This is a genomic window from Pseudomonas sp. D3 (assembly GCF_029320995.1).
Classification (GTDB): Bacteria; Pseudomonadota; Gammaproteobacteria; order Pseudomonadales; family Pseudomonadaceae; genus Aquipseudomonas; species Aquipseudomonas paraveronii.
In genome coordinates, this window is record NZ_CP119772.1 from 5,637,320 (window position 1) to 5,650,619 (window position 13,300).

At 57.6% G+C, this 13,300-nt stretch carries 12 protein-coding genes and 2 tRNA genes; all 14 read right to left on the bottom strand.

The annotated features are described in order from the left end of the window. Nucleotides 1-145: 145 nt before the first annotated feature. Nucleotides 146-415, bottom strand: coding sequence for a 30S ribosomal protein S15 (gene rpsO / locus P3S72_RS26055; RefSeq protein WP_003176135.1), 270 nt, complete (start codon nucleotides 413-415; stop codon nucleotides 146-148). Nucleotides 416-574: 159 nt separating this feature from the next. Further along, the gene (gene truB, locus P3S72_RS26060) at nucleotides 575-1,492 is read right to left on the bottom strand and encodes a tRNA pseudouridine(55) synthase TruB (protein ID WP_247395695.1); all 918 of its coding nucleotides are present in this window, start codon (nucleotides 1,490-1,492) and stop codon (nucleotides 575-577) included. 3 nt (nucleotides 1,493-1,495) lie between these two features. Continuing rightward, on the bottom strand, nucleotides 1,496-1,891 hold the full coding sequence (gene rbfA, locus P3S72_RS26065) for a 30S ribosome-binding factor RbfA (RefSeq protein ID WP_247395694.1): 396 nt from the start codon (nucleotides 1,889-1,891) through the stop codon (nucleotides 1,496-1,498). A gap of 159 nt (nucleotides 1,892-2,050) precedes the next feature. Beyond that, nucleotides 2,051-4,576 carry a translation initiation factor IF-2 gene (gene infB, locus P3S72_RS26070; RefSeq protein ID WP_276194927.1) on the bottom strand — a complete coding sequence of 842 codons (2,526 nt, stop codon included), beginning with the start codon at nucleotides 4,574-4,576 and terminating at the stop codon, nucleotides 2,051-2,053. A gap of 27 nt (nucleotides 4,577-4,603) precedes the next feature. Further along, on the bottom strand, nucleotides 4,604-6,085 hold the full coding sequence (nusA, locus tag P3S72_RS26075) for a transcription termination factor NusA (RefSeq protein ID WP_253399163.1): 1,482 nt from the start codon (nucleotides 6,083-6,085) through the stop codon (nucleotides 4,604-4,606). Between the two features lie 47 nt (nucleotides 6,086-6,132). After that, nucleotides 6,133-6,591: a ribosome maturation factor RimP gene (gene rimP / locus P3S72_RS26080; RefSeq protein ID WP_026140087.1), complete on the bottom strand. Its 459-nt coding sequence runs from the start codon at nucleotides 6,589-6,591 to the stop codon at nucleotides 6,133-6,135. A gap of 141 nt (nucleotides 6,592-6,732) precedes the next feature. Next, nucleotides 6,733-6,809 (bottom strand) — tRNA-Met (locus tag P3S72_RS26085). A 96-nt stretch (nucleotides 6,810-6,905) separates the two neighbouring features. Then, nucleotides 6,906-6,991 (bottom strand) — tRNA-Leu (locus P3S72_RS26090). A gap of 22 nt (nucleotides 6,992-7,013) precedes the next feature. Continuing rightward, nucleotides 7,014-7,397: a preprotein translocase subunit SecG gene (gene secG / locus P3S72_RS26095; protein ID WP_078835321.1), complete on the bottom strand. Its 384-nt coding sequence runs from the start codon at nucleotides 7,395-7,397 to the stop codon at nucleotides 7,014-7,016. 4 nt (nucleotides 7,398-7,401) lie between these two features. Then, nucleotides 7,402-8,157, bottom strand: a complete 756-nt coding sequence (gene tpiA, locus P3S72_RS26100; RefSeq protein ID WP_276194928.1) for a triose-phosphate isomerase — start codon at nucleotides 8,155-8,157, stop codon at nucleotides 7,402-7,404. Between the two features lie 66 nt (nucleotides 8,158-8,223). Then, nucleotides 8,224-9,561 carry a phosphoglucosamine mutase gene (gene glmM / locus P3S72_RS26105; protein WP_247395688.1) on the bottom strand — a complete coding sequence of 446 codons (1,338 nt, stop codon included), beginning with the start codon at nucleotides 9,559-9,561 and terminating at the stop codon, nucleotides 8,224-8,226. A gap of 16 nt (nucleotides 9,562-9,577) precedes the next feature. Continuing rightward, on the bottom strand, nucleotides 9,578-10,429 hold the full coding sequence (gene folP, locus P3S72_RS26110) for a dihydropteroate synthase (RefSeq protein WP_253399173.1): 852 nt from the start codon (nucleotides 10,427-10,429) through the stop codon (nucleotides 9,578-9,580). An 8-nt stretch (nucleotides 10,430-10,437) separates the two neighbouring features. Further along, complete coding sequence (ftsH, locus tag P3S72_RS26115; RefSeq protein WP_276194929.1) at nucleotides 10,438-12,348, bottom strand: ATP-dependent zinc metalloprotease FtsH; 1,911 nt, start codon at nucleotides 12,346-12,348, stop codon at nucleotides 10,438-10,440. A 200-nt stretch (nucleotides 12,349-12,548) separates the two neighbouring features. Beyond that, nucleotides 12,549-13,199, bottom strand: coding sequence for a 23S rRNA (uridine(2552)-2'-O)-methyltransferase RlmE (gene rlmE / locus P3S72_RS26120; protein ID WP_247395685.1), 651 nt, complete (start codon nucleotides 13,197-13,199; stop codon nucleotides 12,549-12,551). Nucleotides 13,200-13,300: the final 101 nt, after the last annotated feature.

Below are 13,300 nucleotides of genomic sequence, written 5' to 3' on the forward strand. Positions count from 1 at the left end.
TCTTGGGCAATGTCGGGAATCGGCCCAACCCTTGTCCAGGGGTAAAACGTGTATCCAGATAAAACTTGAGGCTGGAAGCCTGCCATGGGCCAGCGGGAATCCCACTGACACACGACAAACAACCAACCTCTAGCGCAATCGCTTATTAGCGACGCAGACCCAGGCGACCGATCAGAGCCTGATAACGACCCAGATCCTTGCCTTTCAGGTAGTCCAGCAGCTTGCGGCGCTGGTTTACCATGCGGATCAGACCACGACGGGAGTGGTGATCTTTACCGTTGGCCTTGAAGTGACCTTGCAGCTTGTTGATGTTGTGAGTCAGCAGTGCAACTTGCACTTCTGGCGAACCAGTGTCACCAACAGCTTGCTGATAGTCAGCTACGATTTGTGCTTTTTCTTGAACGTCGAGAGCCATGAGGCAATCCTTTTTTCAGGAAACCACCCAAAGGGCAGTTTCAACAGGCCAGGGACAAATCCCTGTATCTAAAAATGAGTAGTGACCGTGCCTGCTAACAGCCACCCTCGTTCCAGTTTGCGTAAAAGCTACTGCGCTTTTACCACAAACAGGTTCCGGTCATTCTGACCGAATCAGTCGACGTGGCGCGATGCGCCCGTCTTCGCTCACTTCACCGATACCGATAAAGCGACCGTTATGATCCTGTACCCGCACCATGCCGAATTTCGGGGCGTCCGGGGCACGTACCGGCTGGCCGTTGAGCCAGTAGAACGCGCTGTGCTCCGAAAAGTGCAGCAATGGCCAATCGAGTAAACCGCTGTCCGATGGCATCAGAAAGCGATCAACCGCTTCATTGCCGCCTTCGGCGTGTACCGCTTCCAGCTCTTCCAGCGTAACCGTCTGCGCCAGACTGAAAGGGCCGGCCTGGGTGCGTCGCAGTTGTGCAACATACGCGCCGCAACCGAGCGTTTCACCAATATCTTCCACCAGGGTACGGATATAGGTGCCTTTGCTACAGTCCACGGCCAGGCGTGCGGTGTCGCCTTCACAGGCGAGCAATTCCAAGCGCGCAATAGTAACAGAACGCGGTTCGCGCTCCACTACTTCGCCCGCACGTGCCAGCTTGTAAAGTGGCTGCCCATCCCGCTTGAGCGCCGAGTACATCGGCGGTATCTGGCTGATTTTCCCACGAAAAGCGGGCAAAGCAGCCTCGATATCAGCACGACCAACGGTCACGTCACGAACCTGCAAAACATCACCTTCGGCATCGGCCGTGGTGGTGGTCTTGCCCAGTTGCATCAGGGTTTCGTAACCCTTGTCGGAATCGAGCAGGTATTGCGAGAACTTGGTGGCCTCGCCAAAGCACAACGGCAACACGCCGGTGGCCAGCGGGTCGAGGCTGCCGGTGTGCCCGGCCTTCTCGGCATTGAGCAGCCAACGGACTTTCTGCAACGCCGCATTGGAGGTAAAGCCAATGGGTTTATCGAGCAGAATGATGCCGCTGACGTTGCGACGGATACGTTTGACCTGAGCCACCGCTTACTCCTTGGCGTCTTCAGGTGTGGACGGGTGCTGATTATCCTCAGCCACGGCGCGCTCGATCAGTGCCGACAGGTGCGCACCACGCACGACGCTTTCGTCGTAGTGGAAGTGCAACTGAGGCACGCTGCGCAGCTTCATTTCGCGGGCCAACTGCATGCGCAGGAAACCTGCGGCCGAGTTGAGCACCTTGATGCTTTGCGCAATTTCTTCGCTGCTGTCCTCACCCATCACGGTGATGAAGATTTTGGCGTGACCCACGTCACGGCTCACGTCAACGGCGGTGATGGTGACCAGGCCAACACGGGGGTCTTTGACTTCGCGACGGATCAGTTGGGCCAGCTCGCGCTGCATCTGATCGCCGATACGCTGGGTACGGCTGTATTCTTTTGCCATGTCTTGTTACCTGTTACTGCCACACGGTGAAACCCGTGGGGTCTGAAAGCGGCAAACGCCCGGCCTGACAAAAGCCAGACCGGGCGTTGCGTTTAGAGTCCGAACGTTGCGCGGGGCATTTGCATGCCCACACGCGGCGTGGCTCCTGAAGTGCGCGAGTTAGAGGCTGCGAGCAACCTGAACCTTCTCGTAAACTTCGATCTTGTCGCCAGGCTTGACGTCGTTGTAGCTCTTGACGCCGATACCGCATTCCATGCCGGCACGTACTTCGGAAGCGTCATCCTTGAAGCGGCGCAGGGATTCCAGCTCGCCTTCGAAGATAACGATGTCTTCACGCAGTACACGGATTGGACGGTTACGGTGCACAACACCTTCGATAACCATGCAACCGGCGATCGCGCCGAATTTCGGCGAGCGGAACACGTCACGCACCTCGGCGATACCCAGGATATTCTCCCGAACGTCGCTGCCAAGCATGCCGGTAAGGGCTTTCTTGACGTCTTCGATGATGTCGTAGATGACGTTGTAGTAACGCATGTCCAGGCCTTCCTGCTCGACGATCTTGCGAGCGCCAGCATCGGCACGCACGTTGAAGCCGAACAGTACAGCGTTGGAAGCCAGTGCCAGGTTAGCGTCGGACTCGGTGATACCACCGACACCGCCACCGACGACACGCACTTGCACTTCGTCGTTACCCAGGCCGTTCAAGGCGCCGTTCAACGCTTCGAGGGAACCACGAACGTCAGATTTGAGGACGATGTTGAGCGTCTTCTTCTCTGCCTGGCCCATGTTCTCGAAGATGTTTTCCAGCTTGCCGGCGTGAGCGCGAGCCAGTTTGACTTCGCGGAACTTGCCTTGACGGAACAGAGCCACTTCACGGGCTTTCTTCTCGTCCGACAGCACGCTCATCTCGTCGCCAGCGTCCGGGGTACCGTCCAGGCCGAGGATCTCGACAGGGATGGAAGGACCCGCTTCCTTGATTTGCTTGCCGTTCTCGTCGAGCATGGCACGTACACGGCCGTAGTTCGAACCGACCAGCACCATGTCGCCTTGACGCAGGGTGCCGTCTTGAACCAGAACGGTTGCAACCGGGCCACGACCTTTGTCGAGACGCGACTCAACCACAACACCGCGACCTGGGGCCGATGGCGTTGCTTTCAGTTCGAGTACTTCAGCTTGCAGCAAGACCGCTTCGAGCAGCTCGTCCACGCCAGTACCGACTTTCGCCGAAACCGAAACGAACGGCGTATCACCGCCCCACTCTTCAGACGTCACGCCGTGAACCGACAGTTCGCTACGGATGCGATCGAGATCGGCGCCCGGCTTGTCGATTTTGTTCACTGCCACAACCAGTGGAACACCAGCGGCCTTGGCGTGCTGGACAGCTTCAATGGTCTGCGGCATTACGCCGTCGTCCGCTGCAACCACCAGGATCACGATGTCAGTCGCCTTGGCACCACGGGCACGCATTGCGGTAAACGCGGCGTGACCTGGGGTGTCGAGGAAGGTGACCATGCCGCGATCGGTTTCAACGTGGTACGCGCCGATGTGCTGGGTGATACCGCCAGCTTCGCCTGCAGCTACCTTGGCACGACGGATGTAGTCGAGCAGCGATGTCTTACCATGGTCAACGTGGCCCATTACGGTCACAACTGGCGCACGGGAGAACGTCTCACCTTCAAACTTCAGGGACTCGGCCAGGGAATCTTCCAGGGCGGTGTCGCTGACCAGGGTCACTTTGTGGCCCAGTTCTTCGGCTACCAGTTGAGCAGTTTCCTGATCAAGCACCTGGTTGATGGTCGCGGGAGTACCCAGTTTGAACATGAACTTGATGATTTCTGCAGCCTTGACCGACATCTGATTGGCGAGATCGCCAACTGTGATGGTCTCGCCGATCTGCACATCACGCACGACAGGGCCGGTTGGGCTCTGGAAACCGTGGGCGTTGCGTTTTTTCAGCTTGGCCTTGCCGCGACCACCACGACGAAAGCTATCGCTTTCTTCGTCGGTAGTACGTGGCGCAACGCGTGGAGCAGGCGCTTTCTCTTTGACCGAGGCGCGATGCGGAGCGTTTTTGCGCTCGCCATCACCGCCGCCACCGCGACGACTATTATCGTCGGCACGTGGTTTGTCCGGACGACGAGGTTCGTCACGCTTGCGGGCGTCAGCAGCAGGTGCTGGTGCAGCGGCAACCGGAGTGGCCTCACGCACAGCTTCTACAGGCGCAGCAGGAGCCGCGACCGCTTCAGTACCAGCAGGTTGCGCAGCAGTAGGCTGGCGACGCGCTTCTTCTTCGGCGCGTCGCTTGGTTTCTTCTTCAGCCTTCTGACGAGCAGCATTATCTACTGAGCGGCGTTCTTCCAGATCGCGTTTGCGCTCGGCTTCGATTTCTTCCGGGCTGCGCTGTACGAAGACTTTCTTCTTGCGTACTTCAACGCTGATGCTCTTGCTACCAGCAACACGCAGGGTGCTGGTGGTTTTGCGCTGCAATGTAATCTTGCGCGGTTCTTCCACTTTCGCCTTGTGGCTGCTCTTCAAGTGAGTCAGCAAAGACTGCTTCTCACTATCGCTCACACCTTCATCGGCGGCGGTGTGCGGCAGACCTGCCTCACGCATCTGCTGCAACAGGCGCTCTACCGGTGTTTTGACCTCATCGGCCAGTTGTTTCACCGTGACTTGCGTCATGCACTTCTCTCCTCAGGCCGCGCCTAATTACTCGAACCAATGGGCTCGGGCGGCCATGATCAACTTGCCGGCACGATCATCGTCAATGCCGTCGATGTCGAGCAGATCGTCAATAGACTGCTCGGCCAGGTCTTCGCGGGTAATTACGCCGCGCACCGCCAGTTCCATCGCCAAATCCTTGTCCATACCCTCAAGCGAGAGCAGGTCTTCGGCCGGATGGGCGTCTGCCAGCTTTTCCTCAGTAGCGATGGCTTTAGTCAACAAACGATCCTTGGCCCGAGCGCGAAGCTCGTTGACGGTGTCTTCGTCAAAGCCATCGATGTTGAGCATTTCTTCCAACGGTACGTAGGCAATCTCTTCCAGGCTGGTGAAGCCTTCATCTACCAGCACCTGCGCCAGGTCTTCGTCGACTTCCAACTCGTCGATGAAGTTGCGCAGGATGTCACCGGTTTCAGCTTGCTGCTTAGCCTGGATGTCCGATTCGGTCATCACGTTCAGGGTCCAGCCGGTCAGTTGGCTGGCCAGACGCACGTTCTGACCTCCACGACCAATGGCCTGAGCCAGATTGTCAGCGCCAACGGCGATGTCCATTGCATGGGCATCTTCGTCAACGATAATTGCCGCCACTTCAGCCGGCGACATGGCGTTGATCACGAACTGCGCCGGGTTATCGTCCCACAGGACGATATCCACACGCTCACCGCCCAACTCGCCCGACACTGCCTGGACGCGCGAGCCGCGCATACCAATGCAAGCGCCCTGCGGGTCGATGCGTTTGTCCTTGGAGCGGACCGCGATCTTGGCGCGCGAACCCGGGTCGCGGGCCGCAGCCATGACTTCGATCAGGCCTTCGGCGATTTCCGGCACTTCGATACGGAACAGCTCGATCAGCATTTCCGGCGCGGTACGCGACAGGATCAACTGAGGGCCGCGGTTCTCGGTGCGGATTTCCTTGAGCAACGCACGCAGACGCACGCCGACACGGAAAGTTTCGCGAGAGATGATGTCTTCGCGGGCCAGCAACGCTTCGGCGTTGTTGCCCAGGTCGACGATCACGTTGTCGCGGGTGACTTTTTTCACGGTGCCGGAGATGATTTCCCCCAGACGCTCGCGATAGGCGTCAACGACTTGAGCACGCTCAGCTTCGCGAACCTTCTGCACAATGACTTGCTTGGCAGTTTGCGCAGCAATACGGCCGAACTCGATCGATTCGATCTTTTCTTCGACAACATCACCGACATTGGCGCCAGGGTGCGTTTCAGCAACCTTGCTCGGCCAGGTTTCGATGGCCGGATCATCAAGATCGGCTTCTTCAACAACCGTCCAGCGACGGAAAGTCTCGTAGGCACCGGTGTGGCGATTGATTTCCACACGCAGATCAACTTCGTCTTCAAAACGCTTTTTGGTAGCAGTGGCCAGGGCCAGCTCCAGCGCCTCAAAAATCACGTTTGCCGGTACGCCCTTTTCATTGGATACCGACTCAACAACCAGCAGTACTTCTTTGCTCATCGTACGCCTCGCCTTTCGCAAGCCATTGGATCCGCGGGATCCGCGTCTCAGTCAAAACTGGGAATAATGTTGGCCTTGTCGATCATATCGATCGGCAACAGGAACTCATGGTCTTCTACTTGCACCACGACATCCTGCTCTTCTACACCGCGCAGAAGGCCCTGAAAATTGCGCCGCCCTTCAAAGGGCGATCGCAGCTTGATTTTCACTTGTCCACCGGCAAATTTTGCAAACTGCTCGAGAGTGAACAGTGGGCGTTCCATGCCTGGCGAGGAAACTTCGAGGGTGTACTCAACAGCGATTGGATCTTCAACATCCAGAACACCACTGATCTGACGGCTGACAATGGCACAATCGTCCACCAGCACGCCGCCCTCTTTATCAATATAAACGCGCAACATTGAGTGGCGACCTTGAGCCGAAAACTCAATACCCCAGCATTCATAGCCCAGGGCCACGACCACCGGGGCCAGCAAGGCCTGCAACTCTTCTAGCTTGCTCGACACCTGAACCCCCTCGTGCATGTATGTGCATGCTGTGCAAAATAAAAAAATGGGCGAAACGCCCATCCTTGAAACGCCGTCGAATAGCGGCGTTGAAAGTGTCCAGCTAACAAAAAGCCCCTTAATAAGGGGCTCCGCTAAAACTGGTTGCGGGGGCCGGATTTGAACCGACGACCTTCGGGTTATGAGCCCGACGAGCTACCAGACTGCTCCACCCCGCGACAAAGCTGGGGCGGAAGTATACGACCGATCCCTTACAGGGTCAATGTAACCTTCCACCTACAAGAAAGCCCGCAACAGCGGGCTCTCCTGATAATTGGTACCGAGAAGGGGACTCGAACCCCTACACCCTATGGGCACAACCACCTCAAGGTTGCGTGTCTACCAATTCCACCACCTCGGCAATACAGCGTTTACAACCCTTCTTACTTTTGCTCTTGAGCTGGAGGCACGTCAGTCGCTGGAGTAGCCGACTTTTGCTCTTGGAGCACCGGGACATCATCAGAAGCCGGCTTTGCTTTTGGCACTTCCAATACAGCTGGGTTTGGCAAACCTACTTGAGTCAGCACATGAGCTTTCTCTTTAGCAAAGTAACCTAACCCTAAGCTGGTTATGAAGAAACCTGCGGCAAGTATAGCAGTAAACTTACTAAGAAAGGTAGAGGAACCTTGGCTTCCGAATACAGTATTTGAAGCACCTGCACCGAAAGACGCACCAGCATCCGCACCTTTACCCTGTTGCAACAAAACCAGGGCAATTACGCCCAGGGCCGCCAACAGATGAAAAACGACTACGACTGTTTCCAGCATTTTTTCAGTTTCCCGCGGCGCGACAAATCGCACCGAACTCATCTGCATTCAGGGAAGCTCCACCAATGAGCCCCCCATCGATATCCGGCATGCCGAACAGTTCGACCGCATTGGCCGCCTTCACGCTGCCGCCGTATAGAAGCCGCACACCTTGTGCGACCTCAGAATTCTCTGCCGCTAACTGCGCACGGATGGCTGCATGCACATCCTGCGCCTGTTGCGGTGTTGCAGTCAGCCCGGTGCCAATGGCCCAGACCGGCTCGTAAGCAATGACTGCCTTCGCAAACGCACCAACACCCAGCTCTTCGATGATGCTGCCCAACTGACGCGAGACAACCTCGAAGGTGTTGCCCGATTCACGCTGCTCAAGGGTCTCCCCTATGCACAACACCGGAATCAAGCCACAAGCCTGTGCCGCTGCGAACTTGCGATTGAGTGTTCCGTCACGCTCGCCCATCAACTGACGGCGCTCGGAGTGCCCAATAAGCACATAGGAACAACCCGCATCAACCAACTGACTTGGCGAAATCTCACCTGTCAGCGCACCTTGCATGGGTTCCATCGCAGAATTCTGCGCGCCGATCTGAATCGACTTACCTTTCAAGCCATCAACCACTTGGTTGATATGCAAGCAAGATGGAAAAACCGCGACATCAACACTGCTCGGCAAGGCCAAATGACGAAGGCCATTGACCAGCTCAGCGACACTGGCGCGGGTACCGTGCATCTTCCAGTTACCAGCTACCATAGTGCGACGCATGCTGTACCTCGTCGGTCAAAGTGGGCGCAGATGTTACCCAACCACATCATCACTGGCAAGCCGAATTCAGGCGCAAACTTCAGTTACCAGTTTTGCCAGGTCTTCGGCATGGCCGCGAACCTGGGTTTCGTCCTCGCCTTCGACCATGACGCGCACCAGAGGCTCTGTGCCAGACTTGCGCAGCAACACTCGCCCACGCCCCGCCATTGCCAGGGTCACGCGCTCGCAGGCCGCTTTGACAGCCGGGTGTTCGATCGGATTGTCGCCACCGGAAAAACGCACATTGAGCAGCACCTGCGGGCACTTGCGCAAGGCCTGACGCGCCTGGGCCAGGCTCTCCTGGCGACGGCGCAACGACAACAATACCTGCAGCGCTGCAATGATCGCGTCACCCGTGGTGGTGTGCTGGAAGCACACGACATGGCCGGAGTTCTCGCCACCGATCTGCCAATTGCGCTCCTGCAGCTCGGCAATCACATAGCGATCCCCGACATTGGCCCGCACAAAAGGAATTCCCAGCTCGGCCAGCGCCAACTCCAACCCGAGATTGCTCATCAGCGTGCCGACAACACCACCCTGCAGCCGATTACGCTCATGCAGGTCACGAGCAATGATGAACAGCAGGTCATCGCCATCAACCACGGCACCGGTGTGATCCACCATCAATACGCGGTCGCCGTCACCATCAAAGGCGATACCCAGGTCGGCATGCTCGGCAAGGACGGCAGCCTGCAGTTGCTCCATATGCGTGGAGCCACAGTTGTCGTTGATGTTCAACCCGTTAGGCTGGGCCGACAGCACCGTCACTTCCGCACCCAGCTCCTTGAATACGCTCGGCGCGACCTTATAGGTCGCACCATGAGCACAGTCGACGACGATCTTAAGCCCGGCGAAATTGGTGCTGCTTGGCACACTGCTCTTACAGAACTCGATATAACGGCCAGAGGCGTCATTGATCCGCGACACCTTGCCCAGCTTGCTGGACTCGACCACCGTCATCGGCGCATCCAGCAGCTCTTCGATCATCAACTCGATCTCGTCCGGCAGCTTGGTGCCCTGCCCCGAGAAGAACTTGATGCCGTTGTCATCATGGGGATTGTGCGAGGCACTGATCACAATACCGGCTTCAGCGTGAAAGGTACGCGTCAGGTAAGCGATCGCCGGGGTCGGCATGGGGCCCAGCAGCATCACATCAGCACCGGCGGCGGACAATCCAGCCTCCAGCGCAGACTCAAACATATAGCCCGAGATACGCGTGTCCTTGCCTACCAGGATGCGGCACGCGCCCATGCTGCGGAACGCCATGCCTGCCGCCCAACCCAGCTTGAGCATGAAATCAGGGGTAATCGGAAACTCGCCGACCCGACCACGAATACCGTCGGTGCCAAAGTATTTCTTTGTCATAAGTGCTCCATCATTCTTATTCGGCCGATTCTACTGCGGCAAGCATGCGGACAACATCCACGGTCTCGGCGACATCATGCACACGCAAGATGCGCGCACCCTTGGTCACAGCAAGTGCCGCAAGCGCCAACCCGCCATAAAGCCGCTCGCCCACCGGACGATTCAGCGCCTGACCTATCATGCTCTTGCGCGAAACGCCGACCAACAAAGGCCGACCCAGGGCATGCAAGGCTTCCATATGCTTGAACAGACTTAGATTGTGCTGCAGGGTCTTGGCGAAGCCAAACCCCGGATCGAGGATGATCTTGTCGGCAGCGATCCCTGCTGCGGCGCATTGAGCAATGCGATCAGCCAGGAACCCACTCACTTCGCCAACCAGATCATCGTAGTGCGGATTATCCTGCATATTGCCGGGCTCACCCAGCATATGCATCAGACAGACCGGCAGGCCGGTAGCCGCGGCAGCGTCCAGCGCGCCATCACGCCGCAACGAACGCACATCGTTGATCAGCCCCGCCCCCAGGCGCGCCGTTTCACGCATCACGGCCGGGGTCGATGTATCCACTGAAATGATCACATCCAACTCGCGAGCGATGCGCTCGACGATCGGCGCCACCCGTTCCAGCTCCTCCACGGGAGAAACAACGCGAGCGCCGGGCCGGGTCGACTCGCCGCCGACATCGATCAAGGTCGCACCCGCCGCCACCATCGCCTCGGCGTGACGCAACGCAGCATCGAGCTGATTGAAGCGGCCACCATCGGAAAAGGAATCGGGGGTTACGTTAAGAATGCCCATGACATGTGTATGGGCCAAATCAAGAACCCGGTTGCCGCAAGGCAACCGGGTGGAGGACGACGCAGAAGTCATTTCAAACCTTAGTGGTCAGCTGCAGGACCGCCGATCGGGTTTTCAGGGCGTTCGTTCTGAACCACTGGCGGCGTGCCAGAGGTGCCCGAACCACCTTCCCAATCGCGAGGTTCACGCGGTGTACGGCCAGCCATGATGTCGTCGATCTGGTCGGCATCAATGGTTTCGTACTTCATCAGCGCATCCGCCATGGCATCAAGCTTGTCGCGGTTCTCGGTGAGGATCTGCTTGGCCGTGCCGTAGCACTGGTCAATGATGCTGCGCACTTCGGAGTCGATCAGCTTGGCTGTTTCACCGGAGAAGCTGGCACTTTGACCGCCACCGCCACGACCCAGGAACACTTCACCTTCTTCCTCGGCGTACATCAAAGGACCGAGTTTCTCCGACAAGCCCCACTTGGTCACCATGTTCCGCGCAATCTGGCTGGCGCGCATGATGTCGTTGGAAGCGCCGGTGGTTACACCGTCGAAGCCCAGGGTCATCTCTTCGGCAATTCGGCCACCGTACAGCGAGCAGATCTGGCTGATCAAGGCACGCTTGGAGAGGCTGTAGCGATCCTCTTCCGGCAGGAACATGGTGACACCCAGCGCTCGACCACGAGGAATGATCGACACCTTGTAGACCGGGTCATGCTCAGGCACGACGCGCCCCACAATGGCGTGACCCGCTTCGTGATAAGCGGTGTTCTGCTTCTCTTTCTCGGACATGACCATGGATTTGCGCTCGGCGCCCATCATGATCTTGTCTTTCGCCAGTTCGAACTCTTTCATTTCAACGATGCGCTTGCCGGTACGGGCCGCAAATAGCGAAGCCTCGTTCACCAGGTTGGCCAGGTCAGCACCGGAGAAGCCTGGCGTACCGCGGGCAATCACGGCCGGAGCCACGTCGTCGCCCATCGGCACTTTACGCATGTGTACTTTCAGGATCTGTTCACGACCACGGATATCCGGCAAGCCAACCACGACCTGACGGTCGAAACGGCCTGGACGCAGCAACGCAGGGTCCAGTACGTCCGGACGGTTGGTTGCGGCAATGACGATGATGCCGTCATTCATTTCAAAACCATCCATCTCCACCAGCAACTGGTTGAGGGTCTGCTCACGCTCATCGTGACCACCACCCATGCCAGCACCACGATGGCGACCGACGGCGTCGATTTCATCGATAAAGATGATGCATGGCGCGTGTTTCTTGGCCTGCTCGAACATGTCGCGAACGCGGCTGGCACCGACGCCAACGAACATCTCAACGAAATCCGAACCGGAAATGGTGAAGAAAGGCACTTTGGCTTCGCCGGCAATTGCCTTGGCCAGCAAGGTTTTACCGGTCCCCGGAGGGCCAACCATCAGCACACCGCGAGGAATGCGACCGCCCAGGCGCTGGAATTTGCCCGGATCACGCAGGAACTCGACCAGCTCGCCCACTTCTTCCTTGGCTTCGTCGCAACCGGCGACATCACCCAGGGTTGTCTTCACTTGGTCTTCGGAGAGCAGACGCGCCTTGCTTTTGCCGAAACTCATCGGCCCGCCCTTGCCTCCCGCACCACCTTGCATCTGGCGCATGAAGAACATGAACACGGCGATGATCACCAGGATCGGGAAGCTCGCCACCAGGAGTTGAGTCCAGATGCTCTGCTGCTCAGGCAGTTTGCCTTCGACAACCACGTGGTTATTCACCAGGTCGCCGATCAGACCGTTGTCCTGGATTGCCGGACGAATGGTCTTGAAGCCGTCGCCATCGTTGCGCTTGCCGGTAATCACGTAGCCATCAACCGCTACGCGCTCGACCTTGCCATCCTTAACTTGCTGGATGAAGTCGGAATAGTTGAGGGTCTGCGGCTCGTTAGGGCTGGAGAAGTTGTTCATCACCGTCACCAGGACAGCCGCGATGATCAACCACAGGATCAGATTCTTTGCCATATCGTTCAATTAACTACCCTCTGAAGCAAGCTCCGCTACTGGCGCGCGCTTCGCATGATATTCACCAGCCTAACTTACTACATTACCTACAACTCTGGCAGGCACCGTCTGTAACCCTTTGTGAAACTTTGACTACACAATATTCGTAAAGCTTCGTGACGAAAGCGATATAAAAAAACCTATCGACTCCCTTCAAACCTTCAAAGACGCTCATCACTCGCTGCGCCTTCGATCCCGCGGAACCCCCGCGCCAGCAGATATTGCTCGCGAGACCGGTCCCGGGAAGAGTCCGGCTTGCGCATCTGCACCTTGTCGAACAGCTTGCGGATGTTCTTGTGGTACTCGTCGAAGCCCTCACCCTGGAAGACTTTGACCAGGAAATCACCACCCGGGCGCAATACCCGCCCCGCCAGATCCAGCGCCAACTCGCACAGGAACATGGCTCGCGGCATATCAACAGCCGGTAATCCACTCATATTGGGGGCCATGTCGGAAATCACAAGGTCCACCTGCGAATTTCCCACCGCCTGCAGGATCTCAGCCAACACCGCGTCCTGGGTAAAGTCACCATGAACGAAGGTCACATCCGGGATGCTGTCCATCTCCAGAATGTCGGAAGCGATCAAACGGCCTTGACCACCAATCAGACGACTGGCCACCTGGGACCAGCCACCCGGGGCGGCCCCCAGGTCGATCACGCTCATGCCGGGGCGGAACAATTTGTCCTTTTCCTGCAACTCCAGCAGCTTGTAGCTGGCCCGGGAGCGGTAGCCGTCCTTTTGCGCCTTTTTGACGTAAGGGTCGTTGAAATGCTCTTGCAGCCACTTAAGGCTAGTTTTGGAACGGGCCACGGGCCACCTCGAAAATAAAACGGGTCGTGATTAACTGGGCGGTCCCGGACTCGCTCGGGTAAACTGGCCGCCGCTTTTTACAAGATCAGACGCAGGGGTCA

Coding starts and splice junctions, on each gene's coding strand:
- secG (WP_078835321.1), bottom strand. CDS start 7,397: ATGCTGGAAACAGTCGTAGTCGTTTTTCATCTGTTGGCGGCCCTGGGC.
- folP (WP_253399173.1), bottom strand. CDS start 10,429: ATGACTTCTGCGTCGTCCTCCACCCGGTTGCCTTGCGGCAACCGGGTT.
- rbfA (WP_247395694.1), bottom strand. CDS start 1,891: ATGGCAAAAGAATACAGCCGTACCCAGCGTATCGGCGATCAGATGCAG.
- ftsH (WP_276194929.1), bottom strand. CDS start 12,348: ATGGCAAAGAATCTGATCCTGTGGTTGATCATCGCGGCTGTCCTGGTG.
- infB (WP_276194927.1), bottom strand. CDS start 4,576: ATGACGCAAGTCACGGTGAAACAACTGGCCGATGAGGTCAAAACACCG.
- tpiA (WP_276194928.1), bottom strand. CDS start 8,157: ATGCGTCGCACTATGGTAGCTGGTAACTGGAAGATGCACGGTACCCGC.
- nusA (WP_253399163.1), bottom strand. CDS start 6,085: ATGAGCAAAGAAGTACTGCTGGTTGTTGAGTCGGTATCCAATGAAAAG.
- glmM (WP_247395688.1), bottom strand. CDS start 9,561: ATGACAAAGAAATACTTTGGCACCGACGGTATTCGTGGTCGGGTCGGC.
- rpsO (WP_003176135.1), bottom strand. CDS start 415: ATGGCTCTCGACGTTCAAGAAAAAGCACAAATCGTAGCTGACTATCAG.